Raw genomic sequence first — 15117 nt, 5'->3', positions numbered from 1 at the left:
CATTTGCGATCCGGCGCGGCATTCCTATGTACTGGACCGGCTTGGACCAGGAGACCCCATGGCAGACTTTGACTACGACCTTTTCGTAATTGGTGCAGGCTCCGGGGGCGTGCGCGCTGCCCGTGTCGCAGCCTCCCACGGCGCGAAGGTGGCCATCGCGGAAGAGTACAGGATTGGCGGAACCTGCGTCATTCGCGGTTGCGTGCCCAAGAAGCTGCTAGTTTATGGTAGCCACTTCGCAGAAGACCTCGAAGACGCCGAAAATTACGGATGGTCGTTCGAAAATGCGAAGTTTGACTGGAATCGGCTGCGCGATCACGTTTTGGGCGACGTCGACAGGTTGAACGGTCTTTACGAAAAAACGCTCGAAAGCCACGGGGTGGAGCGGATCATGGAGCGTGCCGTGGTTAACGGCAGCAATACCGTCAAGCTGTCGTCCGGCCGGGAAATCAGCGCAAAATACATATTGGTCGCGGTCGGCGGCTGGCCTTTCGTTCCCGAGTTCGAAGGATCGGAACACTGCATCACCTCGAACGAGGTCTTTCATCTTGATGAACTGCCCAAGCGGGTGGTCATCGCGGGCGCGGGCTACATCGCGCTCGAATTCGCCGGAATCCTTAACGCGCTGGGCAGCCACGTGACGGTCGTGAACCGGTCGAACGTGATCCTGCGCGGCTATGACGAGAGCTTGCGGGACCGGTTGCTGCAGATCACGATGAGCCGGGGGATCGAATACAAGTTCCATTGTCCGTTCCAGAAAGTCGTCAAGCGCGAGGACGGTGCCTTCGATGTGCACCTTGAAGGTCAGGACCCGATCATCGCGGACCAGATCCTCGTCGCGACGGGCCGTCGGCCGAAGACCGATGGGCTGGGTCTTGAGACCGCGGGCATCGAACTGGGCGAAAATGGCGAAATCCCGGTCGACGAATATTCGAGAACGAGCTGCGACAGCATCTATGCCGTTGGCGACGTGACCGACCGTATTCAGTTGACGCCCGTCGCGATCCGCGAAGGCCAGGCCTTTGCCGATACCGTGTTCGGAGACAAGCCTTCGACCGTCGACTACGATTGCGTGCCGAGCGCCGTTTTCTCCCAGCCGCCGCTGGCTGGTGTTGGCCTGACCGAGGGCGAGGCGCGCAATACTTATGGCAACATCAAGGTCTATTCCTCCGACTTCCGCCCGATGAAGAACGTCTTTGCGCGGCGGCAGGAGCGTGGGCTGTACAAACTGATCGTCGAGGTTCCGACAGAAAAAGTGCTGGGCCTCCACATGATCGGACCCGATGCGCCGGAAATCCTGCAGGCTGCGGCCATCGCGGTGAAAGCGGGCCTGACCAAGCAGGACTTCGACAACACAGTGGCCCTGCATCCCAGCATGGCCGAGGAACTGGTGCTGATGCGTTGACGACGCGGCGGTCGGCACTGGCGGGACTGGGCGCGGCCACGGGGCTTGCCCTTTCTCCCGCGCCGGTTTGTGCCCACAAGCGTGCCGTAAAGCCGCCGCGGCTTCGCGAAGGCGATGTCGTGGGGCTGGTCGAACCGGCTGGCTATACGTCAGGCCCAGAGGCGCTGGCGCGTGTCCGCCATACCGTCGAGGGCATGGGGCTTGTGCCACGTTTCGGCGCGCACGTCGGCGAACGCTTCGGCTATCTGGCGGGAACCGACGAGCAGCGTGCTTCCGACATCAACGCGATGTTCGCAGACGGCGAAGTCCGCGCCATCTTTGCGATAAGGGGCGGTTGGGGTTCGGCGCGCATCCTCTCTTTGCTGGACTGGGGCCTCATCCGGCGCCATCCGAAACTGCTGGTTGGCTTCAGCGACGTGACGGGCCTTCACCTGGCTTTCGCCGCGAAGGCCGGATACCCTACGATCAGTGCGCCGAACATGGCGAGCAGTTGGCTCAAGACCAGCTGGGAAAGCTTCTGGTGGCTCGCCTTCGCAGGGTCGGCTCCGGTCCTGGGCGGGGCGAGGGCGGACCTGCCGATCCCGTTCGGGACGATCACACCCGGCAAGGCGCGCGGACGGATGCTGGGCGGGAACCTCACTGTCCTGGCGGCGCTGGTCGGTACGCCTTGGCTGCCAGACTTCGATGGGGCGATCCTGTTCCTTGAGGACATTGGAGAGGCTGAATACCGGATCGACAGGATGCTGAGCCAGCTCTCGCTTTCCGGCATTCTCGGCAGGTTGTCCGGCGTCGTCTTCGGCCAATGCACCCGCTGCGCGACTGAAGAGCCCGACTATGCAGGCTTTACCGTTCCCGACGTGGTGCGCCAATGGGTCGAACCCTTGGGCGTTCCGGCTTTTCTTGGCGCCAACATCGGCCATATCCGCAATCAGCTTAGTATTCCGCTCGGCGTTGAGGTCGAGATCGATGCCGGCGCGGGCACCATCGCAGTACTGGAGGCGGTTGTCTCCTGAAGCCTCGCGGAAAAGGGGTTGCCTATCGCGGGGCGAGAAACGAAGATCGCGGCAAGAGAGGAGTGCCCCCCACATGAACTCTTTCGCCGGAGAGCGAAGCGATCCCTTGCACGGACTTCCCCGTGTCCTGATGTGGAGTGTCATCGGCGCACTTCTGCTGCTGCCGGCGATTGCCATGCAGTTCACGCGCGAAGTGCATTGGGGGCCGGGGGACTTCCTGTTTGCCGCACTGCTGCTGGGCGGGCTCGGCCTCGGCGTCGAATGGATCATGCGCCGGATCGGCGGGCAGACGTTTCGCATCGCGGGTATCGGGGTTCTGCTCCTGACCATCATGCTGATCTGGGCAGAAGGCGCGGTCGGCATCTTCGGCGCGGCCTGAGCTATCTCAACCGATTGAATAGGGCACGACTCCGCGTTCATTGCGGTCGACCACGATTGTGCGGTCGCCGGGCGGAAAGGCGCGCTGGTCGCAGTTTTCGCGCGGGCAGATGCGACAGCTTGTCCCGATGGGCGTCGCGGCCGAACGCGCGGCAAGGTCCAGTCCGTCGGCGTAGATGAAGCTCTCCGCATGCTCCGCCTCGCACCCCAGCGCCACCGCGTAACGGCGCGGAGGGCGCGCGAAGCTGCCTGACGGTTTGACCAGACCCTTGGCCATAGAGACATAGCGCACCCCGTCGGGCATTTCGGCCAGCTGCGTCAGGATGCGGTCGGGGATCGCGACCGCCTCGTGCACGATCCACAAGGGGCAGGCGCCGCCGAACCGCGCGAACTGGAGCCGTGTGGCAGAGTGGCGCTTGGTGATGTTGCCCGCCATGTCGACGCGGCAGAAGAAGAAGGGGATGCCGCGCTCGTCCGGGCGTTGCAGCGTGGAAAGGCGGTGGCAGGCCTGCTCGAAGCTGACCGCAAAGCGGCGGGTCAGCCGGTCAATGTCGTGCCGTTCCTCCAGCGCCGCCTCGCGGAAGGCGGTGTAAGGCATTAGCAGCGCGCCTGCCGTATAGTTCGCAAGGCCTACGGCCAGCAGTTGCCGCGCGGCCTGCGTCGCAAGGCCCGACGCCTCTACGACGCCTGCAATTTCGCTCTCCAGCGCGATGGCGACGATCTGGTGGGCGAGTTGGAACCGGCGGGTTTCGGGTGGCTGCGCGCTGTCGAGGACAATGCGGTTCGCCTCCAGCTTGCGAAGTACGCTGCCGTCTCCTTCGACGACGCAAAGGCCCAGGGCATTCTGCCCGAACCGCTCCAGCGCGTAAGTGCCGGGTGAGGGGGCATCGCCCGAAAGGCGTGCAGCAAGCTGCTGGGCCGCGCGGTCCAGCGTGTCGATGTAGTTGCCGGCATCGTGAAACCAGTCGCGAACGTCTTCCCACGGCAGTCGCGCCGTGCTGTCAGTGCCCGCGCCCAGTGCTTCGTCGAGGATCTGCAGCCGCTCCCCCGCATCGCGATAAGCGCGGTGGAGCGAGACGAACCTTTCGGCAAGGTGCGGCAACTGGCGCACTGCGCGGGTGGCCAGCGCCTCGTCCAGCGGTTCTGCGAAGATCGGGTCCGATGCGGCCTGCAGCAGCGCCTCTGCCCGCGCGTCGGAACTTTCACCGCCGATCTCGTCACGCTCCATGCCGAAGCGGCGGGTGAGGGTGGCCAGGATCGGCGCGGTTAACGGGCGGTCGTCATTCTCGATCTGCGAAAGGTATGAGACCGAGATCGACAGCGCACTCGCCATCGCCGCCTGCTTCATGCCGTGACGTTCACGCAGGGCACGGACGGACTGGCCAGCGAAGATCCGTTGTGGTTTGCTCATGACCGGAACGTCTTACCGGTCTTGCGAAGTTTTGCAAAACCACTTCGCCTGATTTTGCAAATTTGCATTGGACTTGCCCGCCCAAGGACAGGATAGGCGCAATTCGTCACGTTAGGCCGCAAGCGCGGCCCGAAGGGAGCCGACCGGATGTCCGCCAATATCGCCGAAGTCGAACGTCGCCGCGCCGCAGCCAAGCTGGGCGGCGGTCAAAAGCGTATCGATGCCCAGCACGTCAAGGGTCGTTTGACCGCGCGCGAACGCCTTGAAGTGCTGCTCGACGAAGACAGCTTCGAAGAAATCGACATGTACGTCGAACACAACTGCGTCGATTTCGGCATGGCGGAACAGCATATACCGGGCGATGGCGTCGTCACCGGTTCGGGCACGATCAATGGCCGTCTCGTCTACGTCTTCAGCCAGGACTTCACCGTGTTCGGCGGATCGCTGTCGGAACGTCACGCGGAGAAGATCTGCAAGGTGATGGACGCTGCGATGAAGGTTGGCGCACCGGTCATCGGTCTTAACGATTCGGGCGGTGCCCGTATCCAGGAAGGCGTTGCTTCGCTTGGCGGCTATGCTGAAGTGTTTCAACGCAACGTGCTCGCCTCTGGCGTGATTCCGCAGCTTTCGCTCATCATGGGGCCGTGTGCTGGCGGCGCGGTCTATTCGCCCTCCATGACCGACTTCATCTTCATGGTCGAAGACAGCTCGTACATGTTCGTCACCGGCCCCGAGGTCGTGAAGACCGTCACGAACGAGGTTGTCACTCAGGAAGAACTCGGCGGTGCATCGACGCACACCGTGAAGTCCGGTGTTGCCGATCTTGCCTGCGAAAACGACATCGTCGCCCTGCTTCAGGCGCGCGATTTCATAGACTTCCTGCCCGCGTCAAACCGCGAAGACGTGCCCGAGCGTCCGACGAACGACCCGTGGGACCGTCTTGAGGAAAGCCTCGATACGATCATCCCGGCTTCGGCCAATCAGCCTTACGACATGCACGAAGTCATCCGTAAGACGGTGGACGAGGGCGAGTTCTTCGAAATCCAGCCCAGGCACGCGGCGAACATCATCTGTGGTTTCGGCCGTGTCGAAGGGCGTACTGTCGGCGTTGTCGCGAACCAGCCCATGGTGCTGGCTGGCGTGCTCGACATCGACAGTTCGAAGAAGGCCGCGCGCTTTGTACGTTTCTGCGACGCCTTCAATATTCCGATCGTCACGCTGGTCGACGTGCCCGGCTTCCTCCCGGGCACCGCGCAGGAGCATAACGGCATCATCAAGCACGGCGCCAAGCTGCTCTTCGCTTATGCCGAGGCGACCGTTCCGAAGATTACCGTCATCACCCGCAAGGCCTATGGCGGTGCCTACGACGTCATGGCCTCCAAGCACCTTCGCGGCGACCTCAACTACGCGTGGCCGACCGCCGAAATCGCCGTGATGGGCGCGAAGGGCGCGGTGGAGATCATCTTCCGTCAGGACCGCGACAACCCCGAGAAGATCGCGGAAAAGACCAAGGAGTACGAAGACCGCTTCGCCAACCCGTTCGTGGCGGCGAGCAAGGGCTTCATCGACGAGGTCATCATGCCGCACTCAACCCGCAAGCGCATCGCGCTCGGCCTGCGCAAGCTCCGCAACAAGGAGCTGGCCAACCCGTGGAAAAAGCACGACAACATCCCGCTCTGAGGACATCCCGATGGGTGATTACAAGGCAACTGTCCGCTGGGAAATCGGCGAGGGCGAGGTCTTCACGACCAATCGCTACAACCGTCGTCACGAGTGGCATTTCGACGGCGGCGCGGTCGTGCCCGGGTGCGCGGCACCGGGCTACCTGCCCGCCGCTTTGATCGACGAGAGCGCGGTCGATCCGGAAGAGGCGCTTCTGGCCTCTGCGGCAAGCTGCCACATGCTTTATTTCCTCGCCTTTGCGGCAAAGGAAGGATTTTCGATCGACGCCTACGAGGACAACCCCGTCGGTCATGTCGAAAAGAACGGGGAGGGCGATCCGTGGGTTTCCACAATCGTCATGCGCCCTCGTGCGACGTTCGTTGGCGACAAGGTCCCGACGCGCGAGGAACTGGACGACCTTCATCACAGGGCGCACAAGTCCTGCATCATCGCGAACTCGCTAAAAAGCGAGATGACGATCGAGCCCGTATTCGGAGAGGCTGCATGAAATTGGGACGAATGAACCACCTCGGGTACGCTGTGCCCGATATGGATACCGCCATTGCCCACTATCGTGATGTCATGGGGGCAGAAGTGATCACCGAGCCTTTCGACTTGCCCGAACAGGGCGTTAAAGTCTGCTTCGTCAACACCCCCGGCCATGACGGAACCGAAGGTACACAGGTCGAACTGCTCTCGCCGCTGGACGAGAATTCGCCCGTCGCGGGCTTCATCGCGAAGAACCCGTTGGGCGGGCAGCATCACGTCTGCTTCGAGGTGCCCGACATTGGCGCCGCCCGCGAATATTTCGAAGGCGTGGGCAAGCGCATCCTGGGCCCCACGCGCATTGGCGCGCATGGCACGCCGATCTTCTTCGTCCACCCCAAGGACATGTTGGGCATGCTGACCGAGATCATGGAAACCCCCAAGAACGGACCGGCGCACTGATGGCCTACCAGTTCATAACGGCCGAAACGGCAGACGACGTCACGACGCTCAAGCTGGCGCGTCCCGACAAGCTCAATGCGATCACACCGAACGTCTTTGCAGAACTCAACGATGCGATCGACACCGCGCTCGCCAACGGCGCACGCGCGTTCGTACTGTCGGGAGAGGGACGGGCGTTCTGTTCGGGCGCGGACCTGATGCCCGACGGCGCGGGCTATGAGGGCCTGCCCGAAGATCTCGGCCAGATCGTTGAAGATCACTACAATCCCTTTACGCGCAAGCTGATGGACCTTCCGGTCCCGCTCGTCACCGCGATCAACGGCCCGGCTGTCGGCGCAGGGCTCAGCCTGGCGCTGACCGGCGATATCGCGGTCATGGCGAAAAGCGCTTACCTTCTGCTGGCTTTCGTCAACATCGGGCTCGTGCCCGATGCCGGCGCGACGTGGCTCGTTGCCTCCAGCATCGGTCGCCAGCGCGCGATGAAGATGGCGCTGATGGGCGAGAAGGTTTCTGCCGACGATGCGCTGGCCATGGGGCTGGTCGCCGAACTCGCCGATGATGATCAGACGCTTGCCCGCGCGCAGGAAATCGCCGCCCGGCTCGCCAAGGGGCCGTCGAAGGCCATCGGGCTGATCCGCAAGCAGGTGAATTCTGCCGTGGAGGAAAGCCTGACCCAAACGCTCGAAAACGAGCGCGACAACCAGCGCACTGCTGGTTTCACCGAAGATTTCAAGGAAGCGATCGCCGCCTTCGGCGAGAAGCGCAAACCCCAATTCAAGGGCCGTTGAGGCCACCGAGGAGCCGACATGACCGACAAGACCGTCAAAGACTGGGAAGCCCTTGCCGACAAGGAAGTGAAGGGCCGTGACCTTACCTGGCACACCCCTGAAGGCATCGACGTAAAGCCGCTCTATACCGAGGCTGACGTCGAGGGGTGGGATCCGGGCCTTCCCGGATTCGCGCCGTTCACGCGCGGCGTCAAGGCGTCGATGTACGCGGGCCGTCCCTGGACGATCCGCCAGTACGCGGGCTTCTCGACGGCTGAAGAATCCAACGCCTTCTACCGTCGCAACCTTGCCGCGGGCCAGAAAGGCCTGTCGGTCGCCTTCGACCTTGCGACGCACCGCGGTTACGACAGTGACCACCCCCGCGTCGTCGGCGATGTCGGCAAGGCGGGCGTGGCGATTGACAGCGTCGAGGACATGAAGATCCTCTTCGACCAGATTCCGCTCGACCAGATGAGCGTATCGATGACGATGAACGGCGCGGTTATCCCGTGCCTTGCCTTCTACATCATCGCGGCAGAGGAACAGGGCGTGTCACCCGACCAGCTGACCGGCACCATTCAGAACGACATTCTGAAGGAGTTCATGGTCCGCAATACCTACATCTATCCGCCCGAACCCAGCATGCGGATCATTTCGGACATTTTCGCATATACCGCGGACAACATGCCGAAATTCAACAGCATTTCGATTTCCGGATACCATATGCAGGAAGCCGGTGCGACGCAGGTGCAGGAACTGGCCTTCACCATCGCCGACGGCATGGAATATGTGAAATACGGCGTGGCTAGCGGCCTCGACATCGACAAGTTTGCGGGCCGCCTGTCGTTCTTCTTCGCCATCGGCATGAACTTTTTCATGGAGATCGCGAAGCTGCGTGCCGCCCGCACGCTGTGGCACCGCGCGATGACGCAGCTTGGCGCGCAGTCCGAACGGTCCAAGATGCTGCGCACGCACTGCCAGACCAGCGGTGTCTCGCTGACCGAGCAAGACCCCTACAACAACGTCATGCGCACCACGATCGAGGCGATGGCCGCGATGCTGGGCGGTACGCAGTCGCTGCACACCAACGCGCTGGACGAAGCCATCGCGCTTCCCACCGATTTTTCCGCCCGAATTGCGCGCAACACGCAGATCGTGATCCAGGAAGAAACGGGCATGACCAACGTGGTCGACCCGCTTGGCGGCTCCTACTACGTCGAGGCACTGACCAAGGCGCTGGTCGACGAGGCGTGGTCGATCATCGAGCGTGTCGAAAATGAAGGCGGCATGGCCAAGGCGGTCGCCGCCGGTTGGCCCAAGGCGATGATCGAGGAAGCCGCCGCCGGTCGTCAGGCCCGTGTCGACAAAGGCGATGACGTGATCGTCGGCGTCAACAAGTTCCGTCTGAAGGACGAGGACCCGATCGAGACGCTGGACATCGATAACACCGCTGTCCGCCAGTCGCAGATCGCCCGCCTTGAAAAGATGCGCGCCAATCGCGACGAGGCGAAGTGCCAGGCTGCGCTGAAAGCCCTGCGCGAAGGTGCGGCGGGCAACGGCAACCTGCTTGCGCTGGCCGTCGATGCCGCCCGCGAACGCGCCAGCCTTGGCGAGATTTCGGACGCGATGGAATCCGCATTTGGCCGCTACGACACGATGCCGCGTCCGGTTAAGGGCGTTTACGGCGCAGCGTATGCCGGTGACGATCGCTATCAGGCAGTCGTCGACGGTGTCGAAGCCGTCGGTCGCCGCCTTGGCCGCAAGCCCAAGGTGATGATCGCCAAGATGGGTCAGGACGGCCACGACCGCGGCGCGAACGTCATCGCCTCGGCCTTTGCCGACATGGGCTTCGAAGTCGTTTCCGGCCCGCTGTTCCAGACCCCTGCCGAAACGCGGGATATGGCGCTTGAGAACGGCGTGGACCTGATCGGCGCATCGTCGCTCGCCGCAGGGCACAAGACGTTGATCCCCGAACTGATCAACCTGCTGAAGGAAGCAGGCCGCGCGGATATCAAGGTGACCGCAGGCGGCGTCATTCCGCCCAGCGATTACCAGTTCCTGCGCGATGCGGGGGTTCAGGGCATCTATGGTCCGGGTTCCAACGTGGTCGAGGCTGCTGCCGACGTGCTGCGCCTGCTTGGCCACAACATGCCGCCTGCCGATCTGGACGAGGCGGCGGAGTAAGGCCGGCCCCATGACGCCCGCGCCCACTTTAGGCTTTTCGGTAGAGACGCTGCTGCCAGCTGCACGGGTTTCCGGCCCGCTGCGCATGGGCCTCGTGCGTCTGCCGGAAAGCGAGTGGCTGGCCGATGCGCCGGATCTCGCCCCTCGCGGCGAGGCATTCGGCGCCAATCCAGATGCCGTGATCGTCATGGAAGAGGCACGAGAGGCGGAGGCCGAACTTGCCGCCATGCTCGGCATCGAAGGGGGTCTGGAACAGATCGCCCGCACGCATTGGGAAGATTTCTGCCTTTTGACGCGCGACAATGCGGGGCGCTGGGTGCTGACCGGAGCGGCTGTCGCCTTTCCGACCGATTGGCATCTGGCGGAGAAGATCGGCAAGCCCATGCTCGCCGTGCATGCCCCGATCGGCGGGTACGCCGACCAACTCGCCACCACGGTCGACAAGTTCATGGATGGTCTGCGCGCACCGCATGTCTTCGGGCGCACTAACGCCTTTGTCATGGCGAACGGCGACTGGCGCTACCTGCCGACCGACACGCCCGAACAGCGGTTCGCGGCCGTCACCGCCGACAACGCGGGTGAACGCCTGTTTGTTCGGTGCGAACGCGAAACGCTACGCAAGTTGCCGAAATCGGGCGCGATCGTCTTCACCATCGGCGTCCACGTGGCGCCGCTCGGCACGCTGTCCGATGCCGGTGTCGCCCGGATCGCGCAGTCCATCGAAGGTTTCATGGAGGGCGAGGGCGACCGCCGCGCCGCTCCCCACTACGCAGCGGCGCTGGCCGGCTATGCCGACCGCCGCCTCGATCAATCAAACCCCGGATCCAGGGAAGAAGCAGCCTGATGTTCAAGAAGATCCTGATCGCCAACCGCGGCGAAATCGCCTGCCGCGTCATCAAGACCGCGCGCCGTATGGGAATACAGACGGTCGCCGTCTATTCGGACGCCGACGCCCGCGCGCCTTTCGTGCAGATGGCTGACGAAGCCGTCCACATCGGTCCGGCACCTGCCGCCGAATCCTACCTGATCGCGGACAAGATCATCGACGCCTGCAAGCAGACCGGCGCCGAAGCGGTTCACCCCGGTTACGGCTTCCTCTCCGAACGCACCTCGTTCGCAGAGGCGCTGGCCGAAGCGGGTATCGAATTCATCGGCCCCCCGGTGAAGGCGATCGCCGCGATGGGCGACAAGATCGAATCCAAGAAGCTCGCGAAGGAAGCGGGCGTGAACGTCGTCCCCGGCTTCGTCGGCGAAATCCGCGACACCGACCACGCGGTCGAGATTTCGAACGACATCGGCTATCCGGTCATGATGAAGGCCAGCGCCGGTGGCGGCGGCAAGGGCATGCGCCTTGCCTATAGCGAAAAGGACGTGCGCGAAGGTTTTGAAGCGACCAAGCGCGAAGGGCTCAACTCCTTCGGCGACGACCGCGTTTTCATCGAGAAGTTCATCGAGAACCCGCGCCACATCGAGATCCAGATCCTTGGCGACAAGCACGGCAACACGATCTACCTGAACGAGCGCGAATGCTCGATCCAGCGTCGCCACCAGAAGGTCGTGGAAGAAGCTCCGTCGCCCTTCGTTACGCCCGAAATGCGTAAGGCGATGGGCGAGCAGTGCGTCGCTCTTGCCAAGGCGGTCGGTTACTACAGCGCGGGCACCGTCGAACTGATCGTGTCGGGCGCGGACAAGACCGGGCAGTCGTTCTACTTCCTCGAAATGAACACCCGCCTTCAGGTGGAGCATCCGGTGACCGAGGCGATCACTGGCGTCGACCTTGTCGAGCAGATGATCAAGGTGGCCGCCGGCGGCGAGCTTGCCTTGAAGCAGGACGACGTGAAGATCGACGGCTGGGCGATCGAAAACCGCGTCTATGCCGAAGATCCCTATCGCGGGTTCCTGCCCTCGACGGGCCGTCTGGTACGCTACGATCCGCCGGTGCCGGGCTGGACGGGCGGCATTCGCGGCGTCGAGGAAGGCCCTGGCGGTATCCGCGTCGACGACGGCGTCATGGAAGGCGGCGAGGTATCCATGTTCTACGACCCGATGATCGCAAAGCTGGTGACCTGGGCGCCTACGCGTGACGAGGCCGCGGACCTGCAGATCAAGGCGCTCGACGCGTTCGAGATCGAGGGGCTGGGCCACAATATCGACTTCCTCTCGGCGATCATGCAGCATCCACGCTTCCGTTCGGGCGAACTGACCACCGGCTTCATCGCCGAGGAATATCCCGAAGGCTTTGAAGGCGCACCTGCGGGCCGCGTTCTGCGCACCCGGCTTGCCGCGATCGGCGCATTCGTCGCGGCGGCCTATGCCGATCGCGCCCGCCGGGTCGACGGGCAACTGGGCAACCGCCTGCGCCCGCCGGCAAAGTGGAGCGTCAAGATCGACGGCGAGTTCCACAATGCCGAACTTTCCGGCGACGCGATTTCGGTCGACGGCGAAGCGGTTGACATGGCGCTTGAATATACGCCTGGGCAGCGCACGCTCGCCGCCGTGTTCGACAGTGATGAAAATGGCGAAGGCGGCGAACAGCTGATCGTCCAGATCAAGCCCGTGCCCGCCGGTTTCGAATTCACTACGCGCGGTGCAAAGCATGCCCTTCGGGTTCTGCCCACCAGCATGGCGAAGTTCGACAAGCACATGATCGAAAAAATCCCGCCGGATATGAGCAAGTTCCTCGTCTGTCCGATGCCGGGCCTGCTCGTTTCGCTGAACGTGGGCGAGGGCGACGAGGTTCAGCCGGGGCAGCCGCTTGCCGTGATCGAAGCGATGAAGATGGAAAACATCCTGCGTGCCGAGAAGGCGGGCGTGGTCGCCAAGGTCAACGCCAAGGCAGGCGACAGCCTTGCGGTCGACGCGATTATCCTCGAACTGGAGTAAATGCACTTACTCCACGATCACACGGCCCCCGCTGCCGACCCGACCGACTTCGACACGTTTCTGAAGATCGACATCCGGGTCGGCACTGTGGTTGCCGCAGAGCCTTTCGAGAAGGCGCGTAAGCCTGCCTACATTCTGCAAATCGATTTCGGCCAGACCATCGGCAGGAAGAAATCGAGCGCGCAGATCGTCGCCAACTACGCTTGCGAGGAACTCGTCGGGCGGCAGGTTGCGGCGGTCGTGAACTTCCCGCCGCGTCAGATCGGCCCGATCAAGTCCGAAGTCCTGACGCTGGGCTTTGCCGACGAGGCGGGTGAGGTCACGCTGTTCGCGCCGGACAAGTCCGTGCCGAACGGATCGCGCCTGTTCTGATGAAGTGCGTCTGGACCATCGGCTATGAACAGGCAACGGTTCCGGCAGTGATCGATGCTCTTGTCGGGGCCGGGGTTGAAGTTCTGGCCGATGTCCGCGCCCTGCCGTTATCGCGGCGTCCCGGCTTTTCCAAGACGGCCCTTGCCGGTGCGGCGCAGGAAGCGGGGCTTGAATATCGCCATTTCAAGGCCTTGGGCACGCCGAAGGATGGGCGCGAGGCTGCGCGCAAGGGCGACCGCAAGGGGCTGGAGCGGGTCTATTCAGGCCAGCTCGAACTGCCCGAAGCGCTGGCCGCCGGAGGAGAGCTTCGCGATCTGGCATCGCGCAAACGGGTCGCGCTTCTCTGCTTTTGCGGCGATGCGGCCAAGTGTCACCGATCTTTGCTCCACGACGCCATGCTCGGGGATTTCGAAGCCGTCCACCTCTCACCTGTAAGCTGACCGGACCCATCACCCCGCCCGAGCGTAGGTGGTACATGTTCATCGGTTCGCCAGACGCATTCCTGCGCATCCTCGCGGCGACGGCAATCGCCTATGCCGCCGTCATCATGATCCTTCGCATCAACGGCAAGCGTTCGCTGTCGAAGCTCAATGCTTTCGACTTCATCGTGACCATCGCCTTGGGCTCAACCTTAGCCAGCACGATCCTGTCGAAGAGCGCCAAGCTCGTTGAAGGCATTCTCGCTTTTGCGGCGCTGCTGGCAATGCAGTTCATCGTCTCGAAGGCGTCCGCCCATTGGCAGCGGTTCGCCAAGTTAGTGCGCAGCGAGCCGAAGCTACTGCTACGCGACGGCGAATTCCTCGACGAGGCCCTGTTGAACGAGCGTTTTACCCGCGACGAGGTGATCGCGGAAATTCGCAAGGAAGGGCACGGGCGCTACGAGGACATTGCCGCTGTGGTGCTCGAATCGGATGGGAGCCTGTCGGTCCTTGCCGACGGACCGTGCGACAGCCTGACCGTGCTCGGCCCCGTCAATCAGCCGGGTGGCGAGACCTGAGTTCGCCATCGAGGAAGTCGGCGACGTCGCCGATTTCGACATCCCTGGCGAGGAAGGTCTGCCCGATCCCGCGCATCAGCAGGAAGGGCAGGGTGCCGGCGTCCATCTTCTTGTCGTGCAGCATGTGGTCGGCCAGCTTCTGACCGCCGCATTCGAGACCGAGTTCCGAGACCTCGGCCTTCATGTCGCAAGCCTTGAAGTGCGCCGCGATTCGGTCTGCCTCAAGCTGTTCCATCAACCCGCGCTGCACCGAATAGCGGGCGGCGAGGACCATGCCGATGGCTACGGCTTCGCCGTGCAGGAGATCGCTCGAATAGCCGGTCTCCGCCTCCAACGCGTGGCCGAACGTGTGACCGAGGTTGAGCAGGGCCCGGGTGCCGGTGGTTTCCCGCTCGTCAGCGGCGACGACGCGGGCCTTTGCTGCGACAGAGCGGCTTACAGCCTCGATCCGTGCGTCGGCATCGCCGTCCAGCAGGGCGGGGCCGTGCTGTTCGCACCAGTCGAAGAAGTCCGCATCGTCGATCAGGCCGTATTTCACGACTTCGGCATAACCTGCACGCAGTTCGCGCGGCGGTAGGGTCGACAGGACATTGGTGTCGGCCAGCACCAGAGCAGGCTGATGGAACGCGCCGACGAGGTTCTTGCCCATCGGTACGTTGATCGCGGTCTTGCCGCCGACACTGGAATCGACTTGTGCCAGAAGCGTCGTCGGCACCTGCACGAACCCGCAGCCGCGCTTCAGGATCGCGGCTGCAAAGCCGGTAAGGTCACCGATGACCCCGCCTCCAAGCGCGACGATCCGGTCGTTCCGGTCGACCCCTTCGGCCAGCAAAAAGTCGATGACGTGGGCCAAGTGCGCCCAGCTCTTGGTCTGTTCACCCGCGGGCAGGACCAGCCAGCGCGCTTCCTTGCCAACGGCGTTCAGCGCCGCATCGACCTTGCCGCGATAGAGCGAGGCGACATGGGCATCGGTGATGACGGGAACGGTAGCCTTGCGGAGCATGCCTGCACATTCCGCGCCAAGCCGCTCCAGCAGGCCCGGCCCGACGCGCACTTCGTATGGGCGCCCGGCGAGTTCGACTTCGATCGTGCGCATG

At 63.2% G+C, this 15117-nt stretch carries 15 protein-coding genes; 13 read left to right on the top strand and 2 right to left on the bottom strand.

Going from position 1 to position 15117, the window contains the following annotated elements; translation table 11 throughout:
- The first annotated feature begins 58 nt into the window (after positions 1-58).
- The 3 genes from gor (at position 59) to A9D15_RS00620 (ending at position 2797) form a co-directional block, all read left to right on the top strand.
- Positions 59-1405 carry a glutathione-disulfide reductase gene (gene gor, locus A9D15_RS00630; RefSeq protein WP_066760782.1) on the top strand — a complete coding sequence of 449 codons (1347 nt, stop codon included), beginning with the start codon at positions 59-61 and terminating at the stop codon, positions 1403-1405.
- The gene (locus tag A9D15_RS00625) at positions 1402-2418 is read left to right on the top strand and encodes a S66 peptidase family protein (protein WP_066760779.1); all 1017 of its coding nucleotides are present in this window, start codon (positions 1402-1404) and stop codon (positions 2416-2418) included. Before gor ends, A9D15_RS00625 begins: the two co-directional genes overlap by 4 nt.
- Before the next feature lie 73 nt (positions 2419-2491).
- A complete protein-coding gene (locus A9D15_RS00620) occupies positions 2492-2797 on the top strand; it encodes a hypothetical protein (protein WP_066760777.1) in 306 nt (101 codons plus the stop codon).
- A 6-nt stretch (positions 2798-2803) separates the two neighbouring features.
- Here the strand turns inward: A9D15_RS00620 and A9D15_RS00615 are convergent, their stop codons facing one another.
- On the bottom strand, positions 2804-4207 hold the full coding sequence (locus A9D15_RS00615) for a helix-turn-helix domain-containing protein (RefSeq protein WP_066760775.1): 1404 nt from the start codon (positions 4205-4207) through the stop codon (positions 2804-2806).
- Between the two features lie 147 nt (positions 4208-4354).
- Between A9D15_RS00615 and A9D15_RS00610 the strand changes: the two genes are divergently transcribed.
- Genes A9D15_RS00610 through A9D15_RS00565 form a run of 10 tightly spaced genes read left to right on the top strand, consistent with a single transcriptional unit; the run spans position 4355 to position 14020 of the window.
- Positions 4355-5887, top strand: coding sequence for an acyl-CoA carboxylase subunit beta (locus A9D15_RS00610; RefSeq protein WP_066760773.1), 1533 nt, complete (start codon positions 4355-4357; stop codon positions 5885-5887).
- Between the two features lie 10 nt (positions 5888-5897).
- Positions 5898-6377 (top strand): OsmC family protein, encoded by a 480-nt coding sequence (locus A9D15_RS00605; protein ID WP_066760771.1) that lies wholly within the window; start codon positions 5898-5900, stop codon positions 6375-6377.
- Positions 6374-6817 carry a methylmalonyl-CoA epimerase gene (gene mce, locus A9D15_RS00600; RefSeq protein ID WP_066760770.1) on the top strand — a complete coding sequence of 148 codons (444 nt, stop codon included), beginning with the start codon at positions 6374-6376 and terminating at the stop codon, positions 6815-6817. Before A9D15_RS00605 ends, mce begins: the two co-directional genes overlap by 4 nt.
- Entirely contained in the window at positions 6817-7605 is a 789-nt protein-coding gene (locus A9D15_RS00595) for an enoyl-CoA hydratase-related protein (protein ID WP_066760769.1), read from the top strand. The genes mce and A9D15_RS00595 overlap by 1 nt, the downstream gene beginning before the upstream one ends.
- Before the next feature lie 18 nt (positions 7606-7623).
- Positions 7624-9768 carry a methylmalonyl-CoA mutase gene (gene scpA / locus A9D15_RS00590; protein WP_066760768.1) on the top strand — a complete coding sequence of 715 codons (2145 nt, stop codon included), beginning with the start codon at positions 7624-7626 and terminating at the stop codon, positions 9766-9768.
- Positions 9769-9778: 10 nt separating this feature from the next.
- Positions 9779-10612, top strand: a complete 834-nt coding sequence (locus A9D15_RS00585; protein ID WP_066760766.1) for a heme-dependent oxidative N-demethylase subunit alpha family protein — start codon at positions 9779-9781, stop codon at positions 10610-10612.
- Positions 10612-12651: an acetyl-CoA carboxylase biotin carboxylase subunit gene (locus tag A9D15_RS00580; protein ID WP_066760764.1), complete on the top strand. Its 2040-nt coding sequence runs from the start codon at positions 10612-10614 to the stop codon at positions 12649-12651. Before A9D15_RS00585 ends, A9D15_RS00580 begins: the two co-directional genes overlap by 1 nt.
- Entirely contained in the window at positions 12652-13023 is a 372-nt protein-coding gene (locus tag A9D15_RS00575) for a tRNA-binding protein (RefSeq protein WP_066760759.1), read from the top strand. It begins immediately after the preceding gene.
- On the top strand, positions 13023-13463 hold the full coding sequence (locus A9D15_RS00570) for a DUF488 domain-containing protein (RefSeq protein ID WP_066760758.1): 441 nt from the start codon (positions 13023-13025) through the stop codon (positions 13461-13463). Before A9D15_RS00575 ends, A9D15_RS00570 begins: the two co-directional genes overlap by 1 nt.
- A gap of 35 nt (positions 13464-13498) precedes the next feature.
- Positions 13499-14020, top strand: coding sequence for a DUF421 domain-containing protein (locus A9D15_RS00565; RefSeq protein ID WP_066760757.1), 522 nt, complete (start codon positions 13499-13501; stop codon positions 14018-14020).
- Here A9D15_RS00565 and aroB read toward each other — a convergent pair.
- Complete coding sequence (gene aroB, locus A9D15_RS00560; protein ID WP_066761212.1) at positions 13995-15116, bottom strand: 3-dehydroquinate synthase; 1122 nt, start codon at positions 15114-15116, stop codon at positions 13995-13997. The genes A9D15_RS00565 and aroB overlap by 26 nt on opposite strands.
- Between the last annotated feature and the right edge of the window lies 1 nt (position 15117).

Source organism: Croceicoccus pelagius, from assembly GCF_001661915.1.
GTDB lineage: Bacteria > Pseudomonadota > Alphaproteobacteria > Sphingomonadales > Sphingomonadaceae > Croceicoccus > Croceicoccus pelagius.
Note: the sequence above shows the minus strand (reverse complement) of the source record. Positions and strands in the feature narration are given on the sequence as shown.

Bases quoted from the DNA above. Each gene is read 5' to 3' on its own strand.
- gor (WP_066760782.1), top strand. From the start codon at position 59: ATGGCAGACTTTGACTACGACCTTTTCGTAATTGGTGCAGGCTCCGGG.
- A9D15_RS00620 (WP_066760777.1), top strand. From the start codon at position 2,492: ATGAACTCTTTCGCCGGAGAGCGAAGCGATCCCTTGCACGGACTTCCC.
- A9D15_RS00615 (WP_066760775.1), bottom strand. From the start codon at position 4,207: ATGAGCAAACCACAACGGATCTTCGCTGGCCAGTCCGTCCGTGCCCTG.
- A9D15_RS00610 (WP_066760773.1), top strand. From the start codon at position 4,355: ATGTCCGCCAATATCGCCGAAGTCGAACGTCGCCGCGCCGCAGCCAAG.
- A9D15_RS00605 (WP_066760771.1), top strand. From the start codon at position 5,898: ATGGGTGATTACAAGGCAACTGTCCGCTGGGAAATCGGCGAGGGCGAG.
- mce (WP_066760770.1), top strand. From the start codon at position 6,374: ATGAAATTGGGACGAATGAACCACCTCGGGTACGCTGTGCCCGATATG.
- A9D15_RS00595 (WP_066760769.1), top strand. From the start codon at position 6,817: ATGGCCTACCAGTTCATAACGGCCGAAACGGCAGACGACGTCACGACG.
- scpA (WP_066760768.1), top strand. From the start codon at position 7,624: ATGACCGACAAGACCGTCAAAGACTGGGAAGCCCTTGCCGACAAGGAA.
- A9D15_RS00585 (WP_066760766.1), top strand. From the start codon at position 9,779: ATGACGCCCGCGCCCACTTTAGGCTTTTCGGTAGAGACGCTGCTGCCA.
- A9D15_RS00580 (WP_066760764.1), top strand. From the start codon at position 10,612: ATGTTCAAGAAGATCCTGATCGCCAACCGCGGCGAAATCGCCTGCCGC.
- A9D15_RS00575 (WP_066760759.1), top strand. From the start codon at position 12,652: ATGCACTTACTCCACGATCACACGGCCCCCGCTGCCGACCCGACCGAC.
- A9D15_RS00570 (WP_066760758.1), top strand. From the start codon at position 13,023: ATGAAGTGCGTCTGGACCATCGGCTATGAACAGGCAACGGTTCCGGCA.
- A9D15_RS00565 (WP_066760757.1), top strand. From the start codon at position 13,499: ATGTTCATCGGTTCGCCAGACGCATTCCTGCGCATCCTCGCGGCGACG.
- aroB (WP_066761212.1), bottom strand. From the start codon at position 15,116: ATGCGCACGATCGAAGTCGAACTCGCCGGGCGCCCATACGAAGTGCGC.